The sequence below is a fragment of the Anoxynatronum sibiricum genome (assembly GCF_039414295.1).
GTDB lineage: Bacteria > Bacillota > Clostridia > Peptostreptococcales > Tindalliaceae > Anoxynatronum > Anoxynatronum sibiricum.
The window spans coordinates 52,388-77,645 of the sequence record NZ_JBCITM010000002.1; the positions used below are offsets into that span (position 1 = coordinate 52,388).

The window sequence follows — 25,258 nt, forward strand, 5'->3', positions numbered from 1 at the left end:
CAGTGATGAGTGATCAAATGAATAATACTATGCGTTTCAGTCTTGAACAGGACAAAAAAGACCAGGCCCGGGAAATCATCACACAGGTTTACCAGGCATTGGAAGAAAAGGGCTATAATCCTGCCAATCAGTTTATTGGATATATTCTTTCAGGAGATCCGTCCTACATCACCAGTCATGGCGGTGCACGCAGCCAGATTCGTAAAATTGAACGGGATGAAATACTGGAAGAACTGCTTAACAGCTATATAAAGCACCACATGCACCAGAAATGATTTCACCGGTTTCCCAGCATGCGTTAGGCAAGACGCACATCAGGGTTTCCAGGCTTTGTTACGGAACCCTGACAATGGGCCCCCTTCAGCGAAACATGACACCTGAGGCTGGCGGCCGGCTGTTGTGTCACGCTTACCAACAAGGTATCACTTTTTTTGATACGGCCCAGCTATATGGTACTTACCCCCATCTCCGGTACTTACTAAAGCAGGTGCGCCGGGAGAATGTGGTCATTATGACCAAGTCATACGCCTGGTCAGCAGAAACCGCCAGAGAAGCAGTGGAAGAAGCCCTGGAAGAAATGGGAACCCATTATCTGGATATCATGTTGATGCATGAGCAGGAGAGTCTCCACACCCTGCAGGGGCATGGGGACGCATTGCAAGAGTACGTACGTTTGAAAGACAGGGGCATTATTCGTGCTGTGGGGTTTTCCACTCACCGTATTGCGGCCGTCACTGCAAGCCTCCGTTTTCCTCAGTTGCAGGTGATTTTCCCCATCTTCAACCCTGCTGGTCTGGGAATTCAAGACGGGAGCATTGACGAAATGACCCTGGCACTGCAGTCAGCCCGAACTGCGGGAAAAGCAATTGTGGGGATGAAACCACTGGGTGGCGGCCACTTACTGGGCACCTACGAAGAGGCCCTCCGATTTTCTCTCGAACATCCATTATTGGATGCTGTGGCAGTAGGTATGCAGTCACAAGCAGAAATCAACGCCAACTGCCAGCTGGTAAATGGTTTACCCCTCACCCGGGCTGTTCGTGAAGCAGCGATGTCCAGAAAAAGAAAACTTCACTTGGGAGACGAGTGCCGGGGATGTGGAAACTGCATCAAGCGATGCCGTCAGAAAGCTCTCTCCATGACTAATGGAAAGGCAGTTGTGGATCACAGCCGATGTATTTTATGCAGTTATTGTGTGGTTGATTGCCCAGAGTTCTGCATTAAAGTCTTATGAGTCTTTATTTAACCACACAAAAGGAGAACACTATGGAACCCTTTAAACGCATTCTAGCCCTTGACGTTGGTGACAAAACCATCGGAATGGCCGTTAGTGATCCGCTGGGTTGGACTGCTCAGGGCCTGCACACCATCCGCAGAGAAACCCCTGAAGCCGATATCCAAGCCATGAAAATAGTCATCAAACAGTACGAAGTTACGCATCTGGTGGTGGGGCTACCCAAAAATATGAATGGCACCATTGGGCCGCAGGCAGAAAAAGTGCGTCATTTTATTGAGCAGCTTCGCCCTGAAATTAGCTGCGAAATCACAGAATGGGACGAGCGTCTGACAACAAAAATGGCCGAACGTTCCTTGATAGAAGCAGATTTAAGACGCAGCAAAAGAAAAAAAATCATTGATACTGCAGCAGCAGTTTGTATTCTGCAAGGGTATCTGGATTTTTTGAATAGATGAAAATGCAATGACAACCAATTCCCAAAGGAGGTAAGAAATATGACCCATGACCACGAACATGATCACACTCACGATGAACACATTGTTACCCTGGTGGATGAAAATGGAGAAGAACAAGACTTCGAGATTATTATGACCATGGAAATGGAAGACCAGGAATATGCCATTCTTTTGCCCGTCGATGCTGACGAAGATGAAGATGCCTACATTTTCCGTATGGAGCAGGATCCCAATGATGAAGAGCAGGTAATGCTGGTGGCAGTTGAAGATGACGATGAGTTTGAACAGGTTGCCGCTGCATACGAAACCATGTTGGATGAAATGGAAACAGAAGAAAGCTAACATACTGACTGCATATTAAAGAACTGCAGGTGGATCCATTTGATGAGCTCTGCCTGCAGTGTATATCCCCTTTTTCATTTGACAATCATGCGACCAACCGTTATAATAAGAAATGAAATGATTATTACATGAGAATCATCAGGCTTAGAACCTGATGGAAGCAGGTGAATTTATGGAAAATCCCCTTGATCAATTAAAAACGTTACTAAAAGAAAAAGGATATAAACTGACCCCGCAGCGCAGGGCAGTTTTAAATATTATCATGGAAAATCAGGGGCAGCATCTCAATACAGAAGAGATCTATGACCTGGTGAAAACCCAATGCCCGGACATTGGATTGGCGACGGTATATCGAACGTTGCAGATCCTTGATGAAATGGGTTTGATCCTGAAGATCAATCTGGATGATGGATGCAGCCGCTACGAGTTCAACAATCACAAAGAAGATCACCAGCATCATCACCTGATTTGCCAGAATTGCGGAGCCATTATTGAAGTCGGGGAAGACCTTTTGGATCCGCTGGAAGAAGAGATTACCAACAAGTATCAGTTTACAATCACAGACCATAAAGTCAAATTTTTCGGATTATGCTCCAAATGCAGGTAGTCCATCTATAAGATATGGGACTACCTGTGTTTGTGTGCGCGAAAACAGAAAGGAATTAATATGACAGATACAACAACGAAACCAAAGAAAAAAAAGAAGTGGTTTAAACGCCCCCCCAAATCGGACAAACCGAAAGAGCAGCCTGTGGAGAGTAGTACTCCCACAGTCACAGCAGACAGCTCAACAGCAACAACTAAAGTGACACCAGCCAAGAAAAAGAAACGACCGGCAAAAGCTCAACCGGTGCCGGTGCCAGAACCAGGCGGCGAAAAAATAAAAATCATTCCCCTTGGCGGTTTGAAAGAAATCGGAAAGAACCTGACCCTGGTGGAATACAAAAATGAAATCCTCATCATCGACTGCGGTCTCAGTTTCCCTGACGATGAAATGCTGGGCATCGATATTGTCATTCCCGACATGACATATTTGGTGAAAAACCAGGAAAAAATAAGAGGCGTGGTCATTACCCACGGTCACGAAGACCATATTGGTGCTATTCCTTACCTGCTGAAACAGATCAACGTTCCCATTTATGGCCCCCGTTTGGCCTTGGGACTCCTGGAAGTTAAGTTCAAAGAGCATCGACTGAACAATGTACGTATGCAACGCATCAAGGGTGATGAAACATTCCAGCTGGGCGTCTTTAAAATCGAGCCAATCCGAACCACCCACAGTATTCCTGACGCCTTTGCCATTGCAGTGCATACTGATATCGGAACCATTCTTCATACAGGAGACTTTAAAATTGATTACACACCTGTCGATGGACAGGTGATGGATCTTCATAAGTTTGCAGATCTGGGAGAACAGGGTGTTTTGTTAATGTTGGCTGATAGTACCAATGTTGAACGCCCCGGCGCCACCATCTCAGAGCAAAATGTACGCAAATCCCTTGAGAATGCTTTTATGAACTGCAAAAGCCGTATTATCGTGGCCACGTTCTCATCCAATATCCACCGGCTGCAGATTATTATTAACACAGCACAAAAATTTAACCGTAAAGTGGTCATTAACGGTCGCAGCATGCTCAACGTTTTTGCTGTTGCCAGTGAGCTGGGTGTCATGAACGTGCCTGAAGGTCTTGTCATAGATCTTCGAGATATGGATGAATACCGGGATGATCAGCTGGTGCTTTTAACAACCGGAAGCCAGGGAGAACCCATGGCTGCGCTGAGCCGCATGTCTTCCGGCGAACACAGAAAACTGGATATACAGGCAGGGGATCTGGTGATCTTCTCCGCCTCACCCATTCCTGGCAATGAAAAAACTGTCAGCCGAGTGATTAATCAACTCTTTGAAAAGGGAGCAAATGTGATTTATGATTCTCTGGCTGAAGTGCATACTTCCGGGCACGCCTGCCAGGAAGAACTTAAGTTGATGCACAACCTGGTGCGCCCCAAATACTTTATTCCCGTTCATGGAGAGTACAGACATTTAAAGCAGCATGCCAATCTGGCCATGAGCTTGGGTATGCCCGAAGAAAATGTCTTCACCATGCAAAATGGACAGGTGTTGGAGTTTGACGAGGCAGAAGGAAAAATCACCGGCAAGGTTCAGGCAGGACCGATTTTGGTGGATGGTCTGGGTGTGGGAGATGTAGGCAGTATTGTGCTTCGTGACCGTAAACATCTGGCCGAAGACGGTTTAATGGTGGTTGTGGTCACCATGGATCGCAGCGAAGCCAAAGTCGTTGCCGGACCCGATATCATTTCCAGAGGATTCGTCTATGTGCGCGAATCAGAAGATTTGATGGAAGAAGCCCGCATAGTTGTGCAAAAGTCACTTGACCAAATGGAACAGAGGGGCGTCAAAGAATGGGCTCAGCTCAAGAATGGCATTCGTGACGGTCTCAAAGATTTCCTTTACCACAAAACCCAGCGACGCCCCATGATTCTCCCCATCATCATGGAAGTATAACCCCATAAAACAAACAACCAACCACAGGAGGCATCTCGATTCCCACAGGGAGTCGGGAGAGCCTCCTTAAACACGTGCTTTAAATAGCAGTGTTCACGTGAAAGTAAGGCAACATACCGCATTTCCTATTGCTGGAAACTTGCGCCTGCGATATAATTACCTGAGACTTTCGAAATGGAGGCGTACCGCTTGGATATTTTATTGTACCTGATCATTATTGTGACCGGCGGCTTCATCGGTTACCGCCGCATGTTAAAACCATCCATCCTGAACCGGCTGGATTTTTTTCAGAGTGGTGCCCTGTTACTCTTGTTATTTATCATGGGCGTGAACATTGGCCTTGACGAAACAGTGATCGCATCCTTCGGCACCATCGGACTACAGGCATTTGTATTGGCTGGTTTTTCGATTGTTTTTAGTGTCATAGGCGTTAAGATGGTTTCTGCCCATATTCTTCATCGAAAAGGAGACTCAAGATGACCATCGCTATTTTCATTGCAGTTGCTCTGGGCATTGGAGCCGGCATTCTGGTTGTCCCCCCCACCATAATCCCCCATATGGGCAACCTCATAACGTTTGGCCTGTGCCTGCTACTGTTTTTTGTAGGCATAGATGTGGGGCGACAGGGAGATTTATTCAAAAAAATCCGGGAAATGGGTTTTCGCATACTACTGGTACCCTTTATGGTAGCTCTCGGCAGTGTGCTGGGAACCATGGCCGGCGGGTTGCTCCTCCACATTCCCTGGTATCAGGCTGGGGCCGTAGGTGCCGGATTTGGCTGGTATTCCTTTTCGGCCATTGAGCTGTCAAAACACAGTGCTCAATTAGGAACCCTGGCTTTTATTACCAATATTTCAAGAGAAGTCATGGCACTGATTTCCATCCCCTTTGTCGCTCGTTATATCGGAAAACTGGAAAGCATAGCCCCTGCCGGCGCCACCAGTATGGATGTCACCCTGCCTATTATTTCCCGTTCGACAGATGGCAATGTGGCCATCATTGCTTTTATTACCGGTGTTGTTCTGACAGCCATTGTGCCGGTGCTGGTACCCTTTCTCATGACTTTCGGGTAACCAGAAAGCACAAAAGGAGTTATTTGATGAACCCTATTACACAACCCTATGTGGAAGACTATTTAAAGACACTACTGCCTCAACGTTCAGGTATACTCAATAAGCTGGAGCAGGAGGCGCAGAACCAGCACATCCCCATCATTACCCCTGAAGTGGCTTCACTGATGGAAATCCTCATTAAAACAACCCACAGCCGACACCTTCTTGAAGTAGGCACAGCCATTGGCTATTCTGCCATCTTGTTTTGCTACGCAGCCGGCCCAAACTGCAGGCTGATTACCATTGAAAGAGAACCTCATCTGATCGATGCTGCCAGACGTCATATAGAAGAGGCTGGCTGCTCCCAACAGATCAAAGTAATGCCCGGTGACGCGACAGCAGTTCTTCCCTGTCTCAGCGAACCAATGGATATGATTTTTCTGGACGGTGCCAAAGGACACTATCATCAGATGCTGGAACACTGTCTGAAATTATTGAAACCAGGCGGCTTGTTAATTTCCGACAATGTGCTGTTCCGGGGTATGGTTGCCAGTGATACCATGGTGAAGCGGCGAAAAAAGACCATCGTGACCCGTATGCGCCAATATCTAGAAACCATTACCAGTCACCCACAACTTCAAACCAGCTTATTACCCATAGGCGACGGCCTTGCCATTAGCCTGAAGCTGATCGAAACATCATCAAATCTAAAATAACGGGGGATCCCATGACTCATCTTGTGCAACCATCACCATCAATTGAACTGCTGGCACCTGCCGGTGATCTGGAACGATTAAAAACCGCCGTGATTTATGGAGCAGACGCCGTGTATCTGGGCGGGCAGGTTTTCGGACTGCGGGCAGCCGCAAAAAATTTCAGTATTAGCCAGCTGGAAGAAGGCGTCGCTTTTGCCCATGAACATGGAGCTAAAGTCTATTTAACCCTGAATATCATCCCTCATGAAGAAGATTTACAAGCGCTGCCCCAGTACTTGGCCAGCATCAGCCATATTCCCCTGGACGCATTCATTGTCTCAGATCCAGGCACCTTTGACATGGTGCAGGAACTGGCACCCCAAGTTCCCATGCATATCAGCACACAGGCAAATACCACCAACAGCCAGACGCTGAAATTCTGGCACCGGCTGGGCGCCCAGCGGGTGGTGCTTGCCCGGGAGCTGAGTCTTCAGGAGATCAGCTGCATTCGTAATGAAGTTCCGGCAACCCTTGAACTGGAGGCTTTCGTTCATGGTGCCATGTGTATTTCCTATTCGGGCCGTTGTCTGTTGAGTAACTACATGATTCAGCGGGATGCCAACCGGGGGGAATGTGCTCATCCCTGCCGCTGGAAATACCATCTGGTGGAAGAGAAGCGCCCTGGAGAATACATGCCTGTATACGAAGATGCGACAGGTACGTACATTTTTCATTCCAAAGATCTCTGTCTTATTCAGCACTTGCCCCAGTTGATCAAGGCAGGCATCACCAGTCTGAAAATCGAAGGACGCATGAAAACCGTTCATTACGTTGCAACAGTGGTAAGGGCATACCGTATGGCATTGGATGCTTACCTGACCGATCCTGACAACTGGACACCAGATCCCGATTGGATGCAAGAACTGTCAAAAGCAAGCCACCGCCCTTTTACCACAGGATTTTACTTTGATCCTCCGGGGCCCGATGACCACATTTATGAGGATGCCGCCCAGCCTCGCAGCTATGATTTCATTGCCAAAATCATTGATTTCGATCCGCGTACCATGACGGCCACAGCCGAACAGCGAAACCGATTCTATGAAGGTGACGAGGTGGAAATCATTGCACCGCACCAAGTATTGCAATGCTTCACCATCACAAATCTGAGAGATGAAACTGGTGAGTCAATTGAACAGGCCCCACACCCCCAGCAAATGGTCACTTTTCAGGTCCCGTTTGAAGTGGTCCCCGAAGCACTGATACGAAAAGAACGAAGGGTAAAGGAGGCAGCGAAATGAGCAAACCCATTCTCATTGGGATTACCGGCGGCACTGGTTCCGGTAAAAGTACCGTTTCCCGTCAAATTCTAAAACATCTGCCGGAACAGAGCATTGTCATCATTCCCCAAGACGCCTATTACAAGAATCAAGACCATCTGCCTCTGGAAGAGCGAATTAAAGTCAATTACGACCATCCTTTTTCTTTTGAAACCGATCTCCTCACTCGTCACCTGAAAGCGCTGTTGAGAGGTGAGTCCATTGAAATGCCCCAGTATGATTTTGAACGCCATACCCGAAAGAAAGAAACGCTCACTGTTGAGTCCCGAAACATTATTATCCTTGAAGGTATTTTGCTTTTTGATGACCCCAGCTTGCGAGAACTGATGGATATCAAAATTTTTGTCGACACCGATGCCGACGTGCGTATCATTCGCCGCATCATGAGAGATATCAAAGAACGGGGGCGTTCACTTGATTCTGTCATCAACCAGTACATGACCACCGTTCGGCCGGCACATCTCCAGTTTGTGGAGCCCAATAAAAAATATGCTGACATTATTATCCCTGAGGGCGGCAAAAACCAGGTGGCTATTGATATTATCGTCACAAAAATCAAGGCCATTCTCGAAGACTAAGTCATGAGCCGACAAAGGAGATTATAGATATAATGAAACTATTGCAGCCAAATCTATGGGTGGACAACCTTCAAGAAATACCCCTTCAACAGCTTCAAAGCATCGGCATTAAAGGCCTCATGATTGATATTGATAATACCCTGGTTGCCTGGGACCAGTCTGAACCTGCCCAAGAGGTGCGCCAGTGGGTCACCCGTGCCAGAACACTGGGTTTTCAAGTGGTGCTGGTATCCAATAACCATTCACTTCGTGTTGATGAAATGCAGGCTTTTTTCATGGTTCATGGTTTTTCTAAAGCCAAAAAACCCACTTTGGGAACTTTGAAAAAAGCCATACGTCTCATGGGGTTCCCGCGACAGCAGGTAGCCATGATTGGCGACCAGATTTTCACCGATGTGCTGGGGGGAAATCGTTTGGGAGTTTACACCATCCTGGTGACCCCCATTAAAAGCAAAGAATTCTGGTGGACCACACTGGTGAGACCAGTGGAAGCCCGGGTGCTTCATCGCATGAAAAAGTTCCGCAATCATGGTTGAAATGAGAAGTCATTTCATTCGCCAAATGCGTGACGTCACGTTACGTCATTAATTTATGGAAATATTCACTTTACGAATGATAAAAAAATGGTATAATAGGATCATAACGGGTATCTTGTAAAAATAGGAAAATAAGCCCGGTTACAACTTGAAGAAATTCATACAGAAGGAAACGATCCGCGGCTACAGATGGACGCCTATGCCGTGGTAATCCAGTGGCGTAACCGGCTGAATAGACATATTCGTCGGTTTTATTTTTTTATGACCGGAGGAATCGACATGAAGACATTGAAGAACAGACGGCTTGGCGACCTGCTGGTGGAAACCGGCATCATCACACCGGATCAATTGAAAGAAGCACTTACCATTCAAAAGGAATCCAACAAAAAAATAGGCGAAGTACTGGTGGAAGAAGGGTTCATCTCAGAAAAACAAATTATTGAGGTGCTGGAATTTCAACTGGGAATCCCCCATATGGATCTGGAAAAAACCTATATTGACCCAGAAATGCCCCGTTTGATTTCAGAAAAAATGGCCAGAAGACACAACCTGATTCCCCTCAGCCAAAAAGACAATCGGTTGATGGTGGCCATGGCCGATCCACTGAATATTTTTGCGGTTGATGATGTAAAAATTGCCACCGGCATGCAGGTGGAACCGGTGATCGCCAGTAAAGAAGATATCCTTAACGCCATTGGCCTCTATTATGAAAAAGAAAGTGCCGAAAAAGCACTTGAGGAATTTGATGAAACCTATACCAGTGAATTTTTTGATGATCTGAATGAAGAAACACTGGCAAATGTTGAAAAAGCACCCGTTGTTAAACTGTTGAATTCTGTCATTAGACAGGCCATCAAAATGAAAGCCAGTGATATACACATTGAACCGTTGGAACGAAGTCTGCGGGTGCGTTTCCGAATCGATGGCGATCTGCAGGAAATAATGAAACCGCAAAAAGCCAGTCACTCAGCTGTTGTTACCCGAATCAAAATCATGGGTAAAATGGATATTGCAGAAAAACGGGTTCCCCAAGACGGCCGGGTTGAAATGGAAATTGACGGGCGTGAAATTGACATGCGTCTGGCGGTGATGCCCACGGTTTATGGTGAAAAAATTGTCATACGACTTCTTGACAGAAGTGCCATTCTGCTCAGTAAAGATCAGTTGGGCTTCAACGAGAATAACATGAAAACTTTTGACCGCATTATTCAGCACCCCCACGGCATTATTCTGGTCACCGGACCCACCGGTTCCGGAAAAACCACCACCCTCTACACTGTGCTTCAGGAACTCAACAAGATAGATAAAAACATTATCACGGTGGAAGACCCGGTGGAATATCGAATCAACGGAATCAATCAGTCACAGGTAAATGTAAAGGCAGGCCTTACTTTTGCCAGCGGGCTGCGATCCATATTGCGCCAAGACCCAGACATTATTATGATTGGCGAAATCCGTGATACAGAAACAGCACAAATAGCCGTTCGTGCTGCCATCACCGGTCATCTGGTACTCAGCACCCTTCATACCAACGACACTGTTTCAACCATTTCACGCCTTATTGATATGGGTATTGAACCATTTCTGGTCTCAAGCTCGGTGGTGGGCATTATGGCTCAACGACTGGTGAAAAGAATATGTCCCGATTGTCAAGCTGCCTATGAACCCAATGAAAAAGAAAAAGAACTGTTGGGCCTTGACAATGGTGTTGCCATCTATCGGGGAAAAGGGTGTAATGCCTGCAATCACACTGGGTACAGGGGCCGTACCGGTATTCATGAAATATTGCCCATGTACGATAGAATTAAAACCATGATCGATGAAAGAAAACCCATCGAATCCATTCGCCAGCAGGCCATGCAGTCAGGCATGATCACCCTGCGCCAAAGTTGCCGTCAGTTGGTGTTGAGTGGCATCACCACTGTGGATGAACTGGTTAAAATGACATACTCACTGGAATAAGGAGGGATCACGTGGACATTCTGCAATTTTTGAAAAGAGCCATTGAGCTCAAAGCTTCCGATTTGCATATTACGGCTATGCTTCCCCCCATTGTACGCGTTGACGGACGGTTGGAGAAGCTCACTGATGCCCCTCTTGCCCCCGAAGATACCGCCATGCTGGTGAAACAGGTGCTCACTGAAAAACAGCTCATCAAGCTGCAGGAAAGAGGGGAGATGGACGTTTCTTTTTCACATCCCGGACTGGGACGTTTCCGAGTGAATGCGTATCGGCAGCGAGGCAGTTACGGCATGGCCTTTCGCGTGGTTTACTCTCAGATTCCCACACTTGAAGAGCTGGGACTGCCGCCAAATGTTTCCGATTTTACGCGAAAACAGCGAGGGCTGGTGCTGGTTACCGGTCCCACAGGTTCTGGTAAATCCACCACACTGGCTTCCATGATTGAACTAATCAACCAGGAGCGAAACTGCCATGTGCTCACATTGGAAGATCCCATTGAGTATCTTCACAAGCACAACAAAAGTGTGATTAATCAGCGTGAAATCGGCGAAGACACTCACAGTTTTGCCAACGGTCTCCGGGCCGCCCTGCGCCAAGACCCAGACGTGATTCTGGTGGGTGAGATGCGTGATTTAGAAACCATCGCCATTGCCGTCACAGCTGCTGAAACCGGCCATCTGGTACTTTCCACCCTTCATACCATCGGGGCAGCCAACACTGTCGATCGCATCATTGATGTGTTCCCGCCATATCAGCAGGAACAAATCAAGGTGCAACTGGCTGCAGTGCTTGAGGGAATCATCTCCCAGCAATTGATGGTTCGAAAAGAAGGGAAGGGAAGGGTGGCCGCTTTTGAGGTCATGACGGCCACCCCCGCCATTCGTAATCTGGTGAGAGAAGGAAAAACCCATCAGATTCAGACATCAGTGCAAACCGGCGGCAAGCATGGCATGATCACCATGGATAACGCCTTGTTAAGCCTTTACAAAAACAATGATATTTCGAGAGAAACCTGCCTTTCCTATTCACAAGACCTTGACTATATTAAAAAACAACTGGCCACCATACTGTAGAAACGGGGTGAAACAATGCCGCTTTACAAGTTCAAAGCAGTCTCAGCGTCTGGTGAAAACATTGAAGGTACAGAAAACGCTGCCTCCAAAGGAGATATAATCCAGCGGTTGCGTGACAAACGGCATTATCCGGTTTCCATTGAAGAAGTCATCGAAAAAGATATCCGCGACATTCAGATTTTTGGCCACATCAACATCAAACATATCGCTGTTTTTTGCCGACAGTTTTATACCATGCTGGCAGCAGGGGTCACCATTATGAATACCCTCGATATTCTAAAACAGCAAACAGAGCATAAACGCTTTAAAGGTATTATCAGTGATCTGTATGAAGATGTGCAAAAAGGCTTCACCTTTTCCGAAGCTCTTGAAAAACACCCTGGCGTTTTTCCTCAGCTTATGATTTACATGGTGGCAGCGGGAGAAGCCTCTGGCAGTCTCGATGTGGTCATGGAACGCATGGCCGATCATTATGAAAAAGAGTTTAAAGTCAATAACCGGGTGAAAAGCGCCATGGTATACCCCATTATACTTATGGTTGTCGCAACCCTGGTGGTGATCTTCCTCCTGGTGGTGGTCATGCCCACCTTCATCGGCATGTTTCAGGGAAGCGGCGTTGAGTTGCCCCTCCCCACCCGCATGCTGCTGGCCATCAGCGGTTTTCTCCAGTCTTTCTGGCATATTTTGCTGGCAGCCCTGCTTGTCTTTTCGCTTATCATGCGGCGGGTAGCCTCAACCCCGGAAGGCAGTCGCGCATTTGATCGCTGGAAACTTCGCCTGCCCCTTGTGAAAGGGCTCACCCGCAAGGTGGTTAGCGCCCGGTTTTGCCGCACCCTTTCAACCCTTTTAATCAGTGGTATTCCACTGCTACAGTCTCTTGATAACGTGGCTGGCGCAGTTGGCAATAAAATTGTTGGCGATGGCATCATTGCCGCAAAAGATGAAATAAGAAAGGGGGCGGCTTTGTCGGTACCCATTCGCAAACTGGGATTCTTCCCGCCAATGGTGGACAACATGATTAAAATTGGCGAAGAATCCGGTACACTGGATGATATCCTTGATAAAACCGCCAATTTCTTTGACGAGGAGGTGGAGACAGAAATTCAGCGGATGCTGACCTTTATGGAGCCCATCATGATTGTGGTCATGGGAGTCATCATCGGCTTCATTGTCATCAGTATGGTACTGCCAATGTTTGATGTGCTTCAAACGGTTTAATCAAAATTTGAGGAGGGACTTGAATGATTCAATGGTTTAACAAGAAGTTAAAAAACAGAAAAGGCTTCACGTTGATTGAACTGATTGTGGTTATTGCTATTTTAGGGATATTGGCTGCTATTGCAGTACCGAGATTTACTGGAATGAGACATGAAGCTACCGTAAAAGCAGAAGGATCTACAGCTGTATCGATTGCCTCTGCCGCTAGAATTCAAGAAGCAGATACAGGAGAAGTCGTAGGTAACGATGATTTAGAAGAAAAATACATGGTTAAACCTTCAGGATACACTTTATCTGGCGGAGGAACTGACCCTTACAGAGTAACATGGACTACTGCCTCCCCTGCACATGACGAAACTCAAATTCATGTCGAAGGTACTGAATTCAAACCTAACGTTGATCCAGCTGATTAGATACATTGGGGACGGAGGTAATGTAACCTTTTTCCAGGATACAGGGGGACGGAGGTAATGCAACCTTTTCCCCATCCTACAGCACTACCACATGAGTCAGCCTTTCGGGGCTGGCTCTTTCTCAGTTTTTGAAGAGCACAGTGGGGACGGAGGTAATGCAACCTTTTCCCCACTCCACAGAACTACTCATGCCAAGGCAGTGCGCCAAGATAAGGGCGCGTCATACTCATTGGAGCAAACGATTAAATCGTCTATGGTGCATACACATCTTTTCGATGGCCGATATCGACCACTACAATAATGATCACATCTTCATTGATCTCGCAGATGGCACGGTAATCCCCAATACGATACCGCCAGAATCCTTTCAGGTGAGCGGAAAGGGCTTTTCCTTTAGAGCGTGGCTCTTCCAGGTTTTCCAGCTTGCGTAAATAAGTGGTGATGAGCCGCTGGGCAGCAGGGTCCATTTTTCTAATCTGCCGGGCGCTTTTTTCCGTGTACATCAGGCGATAACTCATAGACCAAGGTCCTTTTCAACTTCGTCGGCGGTAAGGAGCTTCATTTCTTCCTTTTGGGCGAGGTATTCCTGAATTATTTTCAGGTTGTACTCTTCCTCGATTTTTTCCATCACCAGTTCTCGCAACAATTCTGAGACATTTTTACCTTGAGCAGCAGCATAGGTCTTTATTATTTTTTCATCCTCCATTGTGCATCTTACGGATAGCATTTTCATCGCCTCCTACATGATACTTGCATACGATTCATTATCATCATCATTGTAATACATTGTATGACGAATGTCAATGTTAATCCACCATGATAACGGGTAGGAGGTAATGCAACCTTTCTATCCCAGCGCAATACCACAGGAGTTAGCCTTTCGGAGCTGACTCTTTTTCTAGTTTTCGGCAAAAATATGCAGGAGAAGAAACACACATATCGAATACTACATGACAGCGATAATCAACCTGAACTTTTCAACAAAGGGGATAGACACGTGCCAAGACAAATACGTAGAAGAAGCAAAACCGGGATCTATCATGTAATGATCAGGGGGAACAGCGGCCAAACCCTCTTCGAGGACGATGAAGACAACAAGCGGTTTCTTGAAATACTCCACGAAACTAAAGAAAAGATGAGCTTTGAAATTGACTTGTATGCCTACTGTCTCATGGGAAACCACGTACACCTGTTGCTCTGTGAGAACCAAGTGAATCTGGGAGACTTTATGCGCCGGGCCACTGCTCATTATGCCCTGTGGGTGAATCGCAAGTACGGACGAACTGGTCATGTGTTCCAGGACAGGTATAAGAGTGAGCCGGTGGAAGATGATACCTATCTGCTGACAGTCTTTCGATATATTCTGCAGAATCCCATAAAAGCTAAGCTCTCTAAAACACCTTTTGACTACCGATGGAGCAGCTGGAAAAGCTACGAAAAGAATGAAGAATACCCCGTAGGGTTGACGGATACTTCTTTTCTGCTGAATATGTTTAGTAAGAGCAGAGAAGAAGCCATTGAAAAAATCAAGACGTTTTTGGAAACGAAAAACAACGATATTTGCCTAGACATTGAATCCGGCGTCAGACTTTCGGACGAAGACCTGCGCAACCGGATCATAGAGCGGTACCCAATGATAAAGTACCAGACATTGAAGCAGCTCTCAAAGGAAAATCGGAACATGGCCTTGAAACAAATAAAATCCATTGAAGGGGCGTCTCTTCGGCAGATTGCTCGGATTACGGGTTTGGGGATTCGGATTGTGCAGAATGCGTGAATACGCAGTGAAACCAGCAAACCGGGTGGCTCTTTAACTTTGGTACCGCCCATTTAAACCGCAAGGAAGATGAAGTATGGCAGATGCCCATTGGTTGTTTGATGGACCTATGGGAATGCCATAAGCAGTTTATCGGTATTGCGAAACCCAAGCGGGAACTCTTTATTGATGAGGCGATTCCTGAATGGCTCTAATGTCATTTTGGTTCGTAGATAGCAAGAAATATACAAACGGTAATGAGAAAGCCAAAATTATCAAAATAACTTTCGATATAATATTGATACTGTTACATTAAAAATAAATTAGTTAAATTGAGCCTAATATAACAAATTAACTTGCAATTCAACAAGTATGTTGATATATTTGAAGCATAAATGTTATATTAGGAGTTGATTTCATTGATTATAGCTGCTGAACTTTACTTAAAGGAAAATATTGATGAACAGTTAACCGTGAAAACATGGGATAAGAAGAATCATTTTCCGCTGTTTTTACGAAATAACTATCGTTTTTATGACATGAAGATTCTTGAAACGCAATGTGTTTTAATGGAGGTTCTTCATGAGACACCAAATATCGATCAAGTACAAAAGCATATCAAGCAAATTAAGAATATTGCAGAATGTCAAGTGGTTCTACTTTACAAGGACCTTTCAAGGTATAGAAGAAGAAGCTTAATCGAAAAGAGAATCGCTTTCGTCATTGAAGATGGACAGATGTATTTGCCATTTTTAGGGCTTGATTTGAAAAAGGCACAAGAACAAGCTCAGCAAGAAGTAAAACGCTTTACAACACCAGCACAGATTGCGTATTTGTACTTTTTGTATCATAAAGACGAAGTGGTGAACATGACCAGGTTCGCAGAGAAGATGGGGTTTAATTATATGACAGCTTCCAGGGCGCTCAATGAACTGTACCACGCGAATCTAATCACTTATGAGGTTGGTGGAAAAACAGGGAGAAGCAAGGAATATAAAAGAATTCCAGATCCAGACTATTTTCTGAATGGAAGAAAGTATCTTAAAACACCAGTGAGAAAAACCATCTATACAAGAACAAAACCTTTAGGCGCTTTAAATGCCGGCCTTGACGCACTGTCAAGGTTATCCATGATCAATACGCCCGATCATCCAGTTATGGCAATCGATAGAAAACAGCTCAATGAAGAACAGTTTGAAATTGTTAGGAACAAGGATTTGATTAAAGATACGAAGCTGGTTGAACTTCAACTTTGGGATTATGACCCTAAGTTCTTTGCAGAAAACCAGCATGTGGATTTACTGTCTTTATACGCATCTTTGAGGGAAGACACTGATGAAAGGGTTGAGCAAGCACTAGAAGAGGCTTTGCGAGGTGAACTATGGTACACGGACTAGAGAAGTTTAAAGAGTATTTGGAGATTATACCAATCAATATGTTTTTATAGGTGGCACAGCTTGCGATCTTCTTATGGATGAACTGGGAGCCCCATTTCGAGCCACTAAGGATTTGGATATGGTGCTGATTATCGAGGCTCTCGATTCATCTTTTGGAGAGGCTTTCTGGAAATTCATTGAAGATGGTGGGTGTGAGCATCGTGAGAAGAGCGAAGGTGAGTATCAATTCTATCGATTTACGGAGCCGAAGGATGCATCTTTTCCTAAAATGATCGAGCTTTTTAGCAGGCAGCCCAGGAATATGGAGCTGAAATTTGATACCGGGTTAACGCCGATCCACATCGATGAAAGCATTGTCAGTCTTTCTGCAATACTGCTAAATGACGTCTATTGCGATTCACTGGTGAAAGGCAAGCGAACAGTGGATGGTTGCTCCATTATTGATATTGAAACCGTCATTCTTTTCAAAATTAAAGCCTGGCTGGATATGAAAAAATGAAAAGAAGCCGGAGAGAAAGTGAATTCAAAAAACATTCGTAAGCATAAAAATGATATCTTTAGGCTTTTATTGAATGTGGTCCCTTCCGGCAAAATTGAAACCCCAGAAGAAATTCGAAAAGATATAATTGAATTTGCGGAGATGATTGTCAATGATAAACCAGATTTAAAGAATTTTGGAATAAGAGGAACTGATCTTGAGGAACTGTTAGAACTACTCAGGAATATTTTCTTAGAAAAATCAGAAGCTTAATGAATCGAATTAAGCTAGGACTAAGGCACTTCAAATGAGGTGCCTTTTTTCATGCCTGGGATGAGGTGAGGCGAGATGTCTGATTTTGGTTTTAAGATCGGTGTGGAAGGGGAAAAGAAATTTAAAAATGCACTGCGGGATATCAACAGAGATTTCAAGGTCTTAGGCTCTGAAATGAAGCTGGTCACATCCCAGTTCGATAAACAGGATAAATCCATCCAGGCAGTGACAGCGAGGAACGAAGTCTTAAATAAAGAAATAGATGCCCAAAAGAATAAAGTATCCACCCTGGAAGCCGCTCTGAAAAATGCCGCCGACTCCTTTGGGGAAAACGATAAACGGACAAAAGCCTGGCAGATTCAGCAGAATAATGCCAATGCAGATCTGATCTACCCCAGCGCACTACCACAGGAGTTAGCCTTTCGGAGCTGACTCTTTTTCTAGTTTTCGGCAAAAATGTGCAGGAGAAGAAACACACATGTCGAATACTACATGACAGCCATAATCAACCTGAACTTTTCAACAAAGGGGATAGACACGTGCCAAGACAAATACGTAGAAGGAGCATCCCTACGACAAATTGCGCGGATAACTGGTTTGGGAATTAGGATAGTTCAGAATGCAAAATAGATAACTTAGCAGAACGGAGGTGATGCAACATTTCCCCAGCCACAGCACTGCTAAATATATTGAAATATCCGTATAACAATTATCATGAGTATGTAACCTTGATCTAATGCTGTTTATGTGTATAAATATATGTGTGCAGGAGGATCTCATGAGTTTTCCCATACATCCCTTTCACAAAACTTGCTATGCTGTTAAAAATGACTTAACGTTGGAAGATTACAGAACAATGCAGCGTTTAGAGGCGGAATACTACACAGAGAAGCATATTACACCGGCAGAAGAAGCAGCTCGCTGGTCAAATCATAATCCCTGGATGGGAGTGGTTTTAACCTGCAATAATGAAATTATTGGCTTTATCGACGTGCTTCCAGTGGGAGAATCTGTCTTTCATCAAATTGAAGAAGGCCGTCTCAATGACCGGGAAATGACAACAGATCATATTCTTTCAGAGAAAGTACTTTTTCAACACGATGGAAATCCCAGACACTTGTTTTTTTCCTGCGCGGTCATCCGTCAGGATTTCCGGGGCACCGATGCGCTGATGTTTTTGATGAAAGCATATCTGATGCAGCTTCATACACTATTGGAACGGGGCGTTGTCTTTCACAAGGTGGCCGGTGATTGTGTCACAGAAGAGGGAGAAAGATTTGCCCGCAAAATTGGTTTATCTTACAGGCGTGACTCGCATCACGGCACCCGTGTTTACACAGGATCTTTCAGTGACTTTCTGAATAGAATAACTGTTTTAGCGGGGGAAGAGGCTGCGGATTAGTATAACAGGATTGTGGACGACACATTTACAAGATGATCATTCTGATATGACTTTGAAAGTCAGCGAAATGCTGACTTTTTTGTGATTTTTGCATATCATAGGATGCACCGCCCCCCAAAACGGATGATGTTTTCGTATATTCTGTTAATAGTAGGGGGCACATGAATTTTCGGTATTGTATCGACTCTGAAAAATATGAAGCGGAAGGGGGAGAAACTTGAAAATCAAACCCTGCAACAAAGGATTTACCCTTGTCTGGGTGATTGTTGTGATGTTGGTTCTTAGTATTTTGGGAGTGGCTCTTTTGTCTGTCAGTTTGGCAGAAACAAGGCACACAATGCGATCAGAACACCATATTCAGGTGGATTATATTGCCCGATCTGGGGTTGAAGCAGGCTATCAGAAACTATTAGGTATATCACCCCGTTCCAGCGTTTCAGAGCTTGTTTCTGCGGCAAATAATCTGGGCCCCAGCAATCTTCAAAGCATTCCCTTTGGAAATGGTACTTACTCCATTGACTATATCTTTAACCCTGACCAGTCTGCTCTCATCACCATTCGGTCAGAAGCACAGCATGTTTCCGCACCGTTATCGAGCGTTGTAACGCTGCAGGTACCTACAAATGTCATTTTCAACACAACCCCTTGGACAGAGCCCCCAAATAGTTGGTGGCGGGCTTCCAATCTATGGGATAGCATCAACCCAGATGTAGATGGCACCGTGGATATGACCAGTCGTGCAGTGGCTTTCAGCGGTTCGCCGACAAAATCTCCTCAAAATGGGAGGAATCTTTCCATATTCCGGGCCAATGTAATTCTATTCCGCGGTACAAACAACAGTGGTGTGACATTTCAACAGCAAAAAAACACCAACGATATAACCTTTGATGCTGAAATTCTTCTTTTTGAAGGAAGTGTGCGTCTAAGAGATGCTAATAAAAAAATCACTTTCGATCTAAGTAACACCATGCTTGCGGGTTCCATCAACCCATGGACATATGCCGGTCAGGTCGGCTTTGAAGACGAAGGCCGGTATAATGCATTTATTTCAGGGGTCTATGACGATTATGCAGAATATAATTTTGGTGAAGCTGTCGCAAATGATGTCAAGTTTGGCCTGGTTTATTTTGAAGACGCTGTTGTAAAAGATGGTGTTGGCACAGTGATCAGCCCTGATTACTATTATTTTGCACAAAATACCAACATCAACAAATCTTCAGTAGTGATTCGTGATGCGTATGAACCTGGAGTGGAACTGATTCGTGTTCGAAGTGATGATCCCATCAAACAAGGCCTGGCAGACCGGCAAAGTATTCGAACCTATCGTGCCGGAACAGAAAAAATGATTTACAGTGCCGAGTAAATGGAGAAGGTGACGTGATGAAGAAACATCGAAAAAGCAGCGGGCTTACCTTGATTGAAGTGATCATTTCATTGGCGATCATCGGCATCGTCATTATTTCTCTACTGACCATGTTCACCTTTGGGTTTGACACCGTTTTTTCAATGGGAAGAAGAACTGAAGCCACCAGAATCGCTCAGGAGTTCATGGATGAACACTACGCCCTTGAACCCCTTGATATTAATCATCTTCCGAGTATACCAAGCGTGCCGCCCTATACTGTACAGCGTAACCGACAAATGGGCCATGACGGCCTCAACCAAATAACCATTACGGTTCTTTATCGTAATGGCTCCCGATCAGTGACACTCACCGGACTTGTGCCTTAGAAAGGGTGCTATTATATGAAGATGCCAAAGATAAAATATTCATTGCTCTTTATGAAAAGCGATTGCAAAGGAATAACTTTGATTGAAACAATCATTGCCATGGCCATTGCGCTTGTGGTTTTACTGATATCTTTTTCTGTTTTCAGTTTTGGCAACAATACTTTTAGAAACGGTGTAAATCAATATGACATTCAAAGTGATGTTCGTATGGCTGCTGATTATATTCAAAACCATGTTCGTTACGCCACTTTTCTAAAACTCATTGATACACCAACATTCAACGAATTTCAGGAGTTCGATGAAGGTGATGCGGTTGAGTTAATGGAGATTAAACGAAATCTTGAATATATTTATTTTGATGATAATCATCAGTTGAATCATCTTGTTTATGATACTTCCAGTGATACGTATAATCTATTGCGTTTTAAATCTTCCTATACTCTGCCTGGCTCAATTATTGTACCCGATAATCATATGATTCACATTCAGGTGGATGCAGATGATAGAAATGCCTCTTATCAATTGGCTTACAAAATAAACTTGCCAAATATGCAATTGGCTAACCATGCGATAGAGGCAGATGGCAGTAAGGGTATTTTATTTTCAAAAAATACTGAACTGATCGGACTGATATCGGGGGAAGTGGGTTCAGGTGGTGGTTCTGAAGAAGGCTCAGATCATGACGATGAAGAAACTTCCGAGAATCAGACAATATCCAATGCCCTGATTGGCGGAGTTCCGAAACCTGTCCATAACGCAACGCCTGTAACAGTATTTGAAACGACACAATATACATCAACTGTATCCTGGCATCCCAATCCATTTGATGATTCGGGAAAGTTTAAGAATAACACCGCATATAGAGCAACCATTATCATTACTCCCAAAACGGGATACACAATATCTGGAATACCACTTAACTTCTTCGTTGTCACAGGTGCATCCTCCACCACAAACCAATCAAACGCCAATACCATTATTGCAGATTTTCCTTCAACCTAACGATGTATTCCATTAAACACTGAGATATGTTCTTATGAGCTGATCAGTGTTTTTTTGTGTTCAATATCTTGTGATTACTTTTTAGATGTAGTGGTATGATAGTGATAATAAGAAGACAGGGAGTGGTGATTTCATGAAAAGGAAATGGTTCATGCTTGTATTAGTGTTGATACTAATAGGTGCTCTTCTAACTGGATGTATTGACGAATCACTGCTTTCTGATGAATATTTAGATGATTTTGAAGCACAACTGGACAAAATTCAATTACGCGTTGAAGATTTCAGCCGTTTAATGACAGAAGAAGAAAGATTAAAATTTGAGCAGCGTGTTGATGAAGAAATTTTCAGATTTTCCATGGCATTCTTCGATGAGTTGGAAAAGCTGGGAGTAAATGCCAGTGAATCAAACCATGAGGCAGTTGAAGCCTTGTTGAACAAGTATCTAATGGAACTGGAAGAAATCATTGATGAACTGGAACTTGCTTTTGCACCAGCTGTTTCATCAATCAGATTAATGATTGGTGAGTCACAGGCTTGGGTGAATCAGACACCAGTTCCATTGGACCAACCACCCACCATAACGGAAGCTGGTCGCACTTTGGTGCCCCTTCGTTTTGTCGCAGAATCCCTAGCAGCCGAAGTCAATTGGAATGATGCTGAACGAAGAATTACCTACACCAAAGGTCCGCTGGAAATCGTTTTATACCTCAATGAAACAACTGCAATGGTAAATGGCAACATGATTGATCTGGGGGTCCCACCTGTCATCGTCAATGGTCGTACATTGGTTCCTTTGAGATTTGTCAGTGAGACCATGGGTTTTTTGGTTGACTGGCAAGAAGAAACTCGAGAAATTACCGTCATCGGCCGACTGGACGGTCAAATGCCCGCTGCATTTACGCCTATGGAACTTGCAATTGATACAGATGTTACTGATGATGATACCAAAATAGCCTACACTTTACTGGGAGTCATTATTGAGACTACCTGGGATGATACACGCCCTTTAATTGCATTATTGGTTGATGGAGAACTGTTTAAATATGAAGCAGACTTTGACTTATTTGAAACCGTTATAGAAGAATGGGATCATTACAGTCATTGGGGTCTGTATGAAGCCGGGTTTGATGATTATGACCGTGTGGTCACTCTGGAGTATGGTGAAGGTGTTGCTGACATTGTTGGGATATTCGCTGATTATTATGCCGAAAAAACCTTAGCTGATATCTTTGAAATCGACGGTAATATTGTTACGTTAACCAGTATTGATGATCTGCTTAATAGTGAAGACCCCGATGACCTCCCGGGATTCTCAACCATCATGAATGATCAGCTGACACCTGCCAATGGAGATGTCATGATGCTTTCAGAAGAAGTAGTGGTTTATGTGGAAGGTGATGATGGGATCTTTTTCACAGGTACCATTGATATGATAGGCCTGTCATTTTATGATTATGTTGAGCTGTACGATACCGATGGTGATCTGATATATGATATTGTTATATTGTGGCTGATATAAGACGTTACCCATTTATGATTCCATATTAGTCAGTTTTCGTCAACTATTTCTGATTTACCAAGCTATTTTATGAATATTGAGTATACACAGCAAAAACCCTATGATATAATTGAAGGACATAAGACCTATTTATATTCCTCAATATGGTAACTGAGGATTTGACCCGCAGCTATAGATGGACGCCTCATGCTGTGGTGATCCAGTGGCGTAACCGGCTGAATAGCCGGTTTTTTTGTTGTTGTACCTGTTGATTGTCGATTTCGTCATTTACATACTGTAGACTGAGGTGAAATTATGATACAACGTATAATTAACTATAAATCAATTAAAAATCATATTGAAAACAAAGAAGCTGCTGCTCTTGTTTTGGTAGTGCTTCTTTTAATGGTTTCAACAATACTAGTTCTTTCAGTGGCTTTTTTAACTCAATCCAATACAGCAATGGCGCATCGTCAACAGCAAGGCATTCAATCCTACTACATTGCACGTTCTGGAGCAGAACTGGCATATGAAGCAATCGTTAGTGACCCAGCCGAATGGAACTACTTTGAGAATAATGATGATTGGAATCACAATCCACAAACCATCACCTTTCCAGAAGGAGAAGCAACAATAATCATTACTGCTGACACCGTTAATGATATTAGACGAGTGCGTATTACCTCAATTGGAATGGCTGAAGGTGTCGAGAGAACTGTAGTGTTATCTGTTGAACATAAAAACAACGGACGTTTTGTATGGAGTCGTTAATACCGTTATTACCTGAAAAGGGGGATCTATATGGTTGCATCAACAAATATAAGAAGTCAAAAGGGAGTCACTTTAATTGAACTGATCATTGTATTGGCGTTACTGGGCATTGTAATAGCCGTTGCTTGGCCAATGATTGGATTTTCATCGAATGTGCACAAAACCACTGTTAGAGAGTTTGACATGCAATCGGATATGCGATTAGCCTCTGAACAACTAACGCAGTATCTTAGGCATATGACAGTTGGGACCATCTACACCGATGACCAGTATCGACCAGGCGGTGTTGCAGATAGAGCTGACAGGTTTAACTACTTGGCGCTTGAAGAAGAGAATGGAAAAACTGTGTTGGTTGATTGGCGTTGGGTTGAAGGCGAAGGCCATATCAAGCATATCATCGCTGAACCGGACTCGGATTTGTCATACGGCTTATCCTTCTATAAACATGACATGGATGAGAATGTTGTCTACTTTGAATTGAATGGTTATCGACCAGGTAGTAATACGCCAGTAACAACCGTGGTTTCTGAAATAATCGGTCTTAATTCAGTGTTCATTCAGGACTTCAGTTCACCCTCACAACCAGGCTCAGTTCTTGCTTATCGCACAACCCCAGCACCTGGAACAGAAACAGAGGAAATTGGCGGTGATGGACACATAGCTATGGTGCTGGTTCTTGATATCTCAAACAGTATGGATGAGATGATGGGTACAGGAGATAATAGACAACGCAGAATTACACATCTTAAGGATAAAACCAAAGGCCTCCTTAATCGACTCAGCGAAATCGACAATGCAAAAATTGAAGTAGCCATTATCCCATATGCAACAACCGCAAACGGAAATCACCAGTTTTTAGATATTGCTGAAAGAAAAGATGACTTAACGGCTGCCGTTAATTCACTTCAGACACCAGGTGGTATGGCGGGTGGCACAAATACCGGTGATGGTTTAAGGAGAGCCTATCACTTAATAAAGCAGCATGATGCCAATCAACCCGACGATACAGAGGTTCTGTACTATATGCTGTTATTAATGGATGGTAACCCTACTTTCTACACTGTAGATGCATTTCATCGAGACAATCCTGGTAACTATATAACTGACGATAGACCCATTACCTATTCAAATGGACACCATTGGTACTATGGTTTTCGGAATTCGTGGAGTACAACGCGAACTTGGTACACTGAATGGTCATATTTTTCTAATATGATTGCGGGTTCTGGCCAATATGTACCAGCAAACAATGTTCAAAACTCTTTAAACTATGCGAAACACATTGCGTCTACTCTATATGCTAATGACCCTCATAATCTTGATATCACTTCCTACGTTATTGGTTTTTCAGATATCGGAGCTGAAATAGACCGAGCTAGAGAACTAGCAGAAGGTCCGGGGGCTTCATTAGGTGGAACATATTATGAAGCAGCAGATGCTGTTGCCCTTGAAGAAACATTCGAAACCATTGTTAATACATTTCCAGCTGACTTGTGGCATATTTACCTGCCTGTGCCAGGTAACTAAG

At 44.3% G+C, this 25,258-nt stretch carries 29 protein-coding genes and 1 pseudogene; 28 read left to right on the plus strand and 2 right to left on the minus strand.

All coding sequences use genetic code 11. The features are described 5' to 3' along the window. Positions 1-5: 5 nt before the first annotated feature. From AAIG11_RS02160 to AAIG11_RS02235, 16 genes are all read left to right on the plus strand, one after another. Entirely contained in the window at positions 6-275 is a 270-nt protein-coding gene (locus AAIG11_RS02160; protein ID WP_343184639.1) for an IreB family regulatory phosphoprotein, read from the plus strand. After that, positions 272-1,234 carry an aldo/keto reductase gene (locus tag AAIG11_RS02165; RefSeq protein WP_343184640.1) on the plus strand — a complete coding sequence of 321 codons (963 nt, stop codon included), beginning with the start codon at positions 272-274 and terminating at the stop codon, positions 1,232-1,234. Before AAIG11_RS02160 ends, AAIG11_RS02165 begins: the two co-directional genes overlap by 4 nt. A 32-nt stretch (positions 1,235-1,266) precedes the next feature. Beyond that, positions 1,267-1,692: a Holliday junction resolvase RuvX gene (gene ruvX / locus AAIG11_RS02170; protein WP_343184641.1), complete on the plus strand. Its 426-nt coding sequence runs from the start codon at positions 1,267-1,269 to the stop codon at positions 1,690-1,692. Between the two features lie 39 nt (positions 1,693-1,731). After that, complete coding sequence (locus tag AAIG11_RS02175; protein WP_343184642.1) at positions 1,732-2,034, plus strand: DUF1292 domain-containing protein; 303 nt, start codon at positions 1,732-1,734, stop codon at positions 2,032-2,034. A 172-nt stretch (positions 2,035-2,206) separates the two neighbouring features. After that, on the plus strand, positions 2,207-2,641 hold the full coding sequence (locus AAIG11_RS02180) for a Fur family transcriptional regulator (RefSeq protein WP_283408561.1): 435 nt from the start codon (positions 2,207-2,209) through the stop codon (positions 2,639-2,641). A 60-nt stretch (positions 2,642-2,701) separates the two neighbouring features. After that, positions 2,702-4,558 carry a ribonuclease J gene (locus tag AAIG11_RS02185; protein WP_343184643.1) on the plus strand — a complete coding sequence of 619 codons (1,857 nt, stop codon included), beginning with the start codon at positions 2,702-2,704 and terminating at the stop codon, positions 4,556-4,558. 189 nt (positions 4,559-4,747) lie between these two features. Beyond that, positions 4,748-5,038: a hypothetical protein gene (locus tag AAIG11_RS02190; RefSeq protein WP_343184644.1), complete on the plus strand. Its 291-nt coding sequence runs from the start codon at positions 4,748-4,750 to the stop codon at positions 5,036-5,038. Next, positions 5,035-5,631: a LysO family transporter gene (locus AAIG11_RS02195; RefSeq protein WP_343184645.1), complete on the plus strand. Its 597-nt coding sequence runs from the start codon at positions 5,035-5,037 to the stop codon at positions 5,629-5,631. Before AAIG11_RS02190 ends, AAIG11_RS02195 begins: the two co-directional genes overlap by 4 nt. Before the next feature lie 26 nt (positions 5,632-5,657). Further along, entirely contained in the window at positions 5,658-6,326 is a 669-nt protein-coding gene (locus AAIG11_RS02200) for an O-methyltransferase (RefSeq protein ID WP_343184646.1), read from the plus strand. Between the two features lie 11 nt (positions 6,327-6,337). Beyond that, positions 6,338-7,603 (plus strand): peptidase U32 family protein, encoded by a 1,266-nt coding sequence (locus tag AAIG11_RS02205; RefSeq protein ID WP_343184647.1) that lies wholly within the window; start codon positions 6,338-6,340, stop codon positions 7,601-7,603. Further along, the gene (gene udk, locus AAIG11_RS02210) at positions 7,600-8,220 is read left to right on the plus strand and encodes a uridine kinase (protein ID WP_343184648.1); all 621 of its coding nucleotides are present in this window, start codon (positions 7,600-7,602) and stop codon (positions 8,218-8,220) included. Before AAIG11_RS02205 ends, udk begins: the two co-directional genes overlap by 4 nt. Positions 8,221-8,249: 29 nt before the next feature. Next, on the plus strand, positions 8,250-8,756 hold the full coding sequence (locus tag AAIG11_RS02215) for a YqeG family HAD IIIA-type phosphatase (RefSeq protein ID WP_343184914.1): 507 nt from the start codon (positions 8,250-8,252) through the stop codon (positions 8,754-8,756). A gap of 279 nt (positions 8,757-9,035) precedes the next feature. Beyond that, a complete protein-coding gene (gspE, locus tag AAIG11_RS02220) occupies positions 9,036-10,718 on the plus strand; it encodes a type II secretion system ATPase GspE (protein WP_343184649.1) in 1,683 nt (560 codons plus the stop codon). A gap of 11 nt (positions 10,719-10,729) precedes the next feature. Further along, on the plus strand, positions 10,730-11,791 hold the full coding sequence (locus tag AAIG11_RS02225) for a type IV pilus twitching motility protein PilT (protein WP_283408553.1): 1,062 nt from the start codon (positions 10,730-10,732) through the stop codon (positions 11,789-11,791). 15 nt (positions 11,792-11,806) lie between these two features. Next, positions 11,807-13,009, plus strand: coding sequence for a type II secretion system F family protein (locus AAIG11_RS02230; protein WP_343184650.1), 1,203 nt, complete (start codon positions 11,807-11,809; stop codon positions 13,007-13,009). A gap of 23 nt (positions 13,010-13,032) precedes the next feature. Beyond that, positions 13,033-13,422, plus strand: coding sequence for a type II secretion system protein (locus tag AAIG11_RS02235; RefSeq protein WP_343184651.1), 390 nt, complete (start codon positions 13,033-13,035; stop codon positions 13,420-13,422). 251 nt (positions 13,423-13,673) lie between these two features. On the opposite strand, the gene AAIG11_RS02240 is transcribed toward AAIG11_RS02235, so the two are convergent. Then, positions 13,674-13,940 (minus strand): type II toxin-antitoxin system RelE family toxin, encoded by a 267-nt coding sequence (locus AAIG11_RS02240; RefSeq protein WP_343184652.1) that lies wholly within the window; start codon positions 13,938-13,940, stop codon positions 13,674-13,676. Continuing rightward, entirely contained in the window at positions 13,937-14,155 is a 219-nt protein-coding gene (gene relB / locus AAIG11_RS02245; RefSeq protein ID WP_343184653.1) for a type II toxin-antitoxin system RelB family antitoxin, read from the minus strand. The genes AAIG11_RS02240 and relB overlap by 4 nt, the downstream gene beginning before the upstream one ends. A 264-nt stretch (positions 14,156-14,419) precedes the next feature. On the opposite strand from relB, the gene AAIG11_RS02250 reads away from it, so the two are divergent. From AAIG11_RS02250 to AAIG11_RS02305, 12 genes and pseudogenes are all read left to right on the plus strand, one after another. Beyond that, positions 14,420-15,199 (plus strand): transposase, encoded by a 780-nt coding sequence (locus AAIG11_RS02250; RefSeq protein ID WP_343184654.1) that lies wholly within the window; start codon positions 14,420-14,422, stop codon positions 15,197-15,199. A 398-nt stretch (positions 15,200-15,597) separates the two neighbouring features. Next, a complete protein-coding gene (locus AAIG11_RS02255) occupies positions 15,598-16,575 on the plus strand; it encodes a MarR family transcriptional regulator (protein WP_343184655.1) in 978 nt (325 codons plus the stop codon). A gap of 73 nt (positions 16,576-16,648) precedes the next feature. After that, the gene (locus AAIG11_RS02260; protein ID WP_343184656.1) at positions 16,649-17,074 is read left to right on the plus strand and encodes a hypothetical protein; all 426 of its coding nucleotides are present in this window, start codon (positions 16,649-16,651) and stop codon (positions 17,072-17,074) included. An 18-nt stretch (positions 17,075-17,092) separates the two neighbouring features. After that, positions 17,093-17,326, plus strand: coding sequence for a hypothetical protein (locus AAIG11_RS02265; protein WP_343184657.1), 234 nt, complete (start codon positions 17,093-17,095; stop codon positions 17,324-17,326). A gap of 75 nt (positions 17,327-17,401) precedes the next feature. Next, a pseudogene (locus AAIG11_RS02270) lies at positions 17,402-17,713 on the plus strand (phage tail protein); the annotation flags it as partial. Positions 17,714-18,104: 391 nt separating this feature from the next. Further along, complete coding sequence (locus tag AAIG11_RS02275) at positions 18,105-18,728, plus strand: hypothetical protein (RefSeq protein ID WP_343184658.1); 624 nt, start codon at positions 18,105-18,107, stop codon at positions 18,726-18,728. A 217-nt stretch (positions 18,729-18,945) separates the two neighbouring features. Further along, positions 18,946-20,091 carry a type II secretion system protein gene (locus AAIG11_RS02280; protein WP_343184659.1) on the plus strand — a complete coding sequence of 382 codons (1,146 nt, stop codon included), beginning with the start codon at positions 18,946-18,948 and terminating at the stop codon, positions 20,089-20,091. A 17-nt stretch (positions 20,092-20,108) separates the two neighbouring features. Next, a complete protein-coding gene (locus AAIG11_RS02285; protein ID WP_343184660.1) occupies positions 20,109-20,459 on the plus strand; it encodes a type IV pilus modification PilV family protein in 351 nt (116 codons plus the stop codon). A 15-nt stretch (positions 20,460-20,474) separates the two neighbouring features. Then, on the plus strand, positions 20,475-21,461 hold the full coding sequence (locus AAIG11_RS02290) for a PilW family protein (RefSeq protein WP_343184661.1): 987 nt from the start codon (positions 20,475-20,477) through the stop codon (positions 21,459-21,461). A gap of 151 nt (positions 21,462-21,612) precedes the next feature. Then, complete coding sequence (locus AAIG11_RS02295) at positions 21,613-22,980, plus strand: copper amine oxidase N-terminal domain-containing protein (protein ID WP_343184662.1); 1,368 nt, start codon at positions 21,613-21,615, stop codon at positions 22,978-22,980. 294 nt (positions 22,981-23,274) lie between these two features. Then, positions 23,275-23,730, plus strand: coding sequence for a hypothetical protein (locus AAIG11_RS02300; protein WP_343184663.1), 456 nt, complete (start codon positions 23,275-23,277; stop codon positions 23,728-23,730). A 30-nt stretch (positions 23,731-23,760) separates the two neighbouring features. Continuing rightward, a complete protein-coding gene (locus AAIG11_RS02305) occupies positions 23,761-25,257 on the plus strand; it encodes a VWA domain-containing protein (RefSeq protein WP_343184664.1) in 1,497 nt (498 codons plus the stop codon). Position 25,258 lies beyond the last annotated feature (1 nt).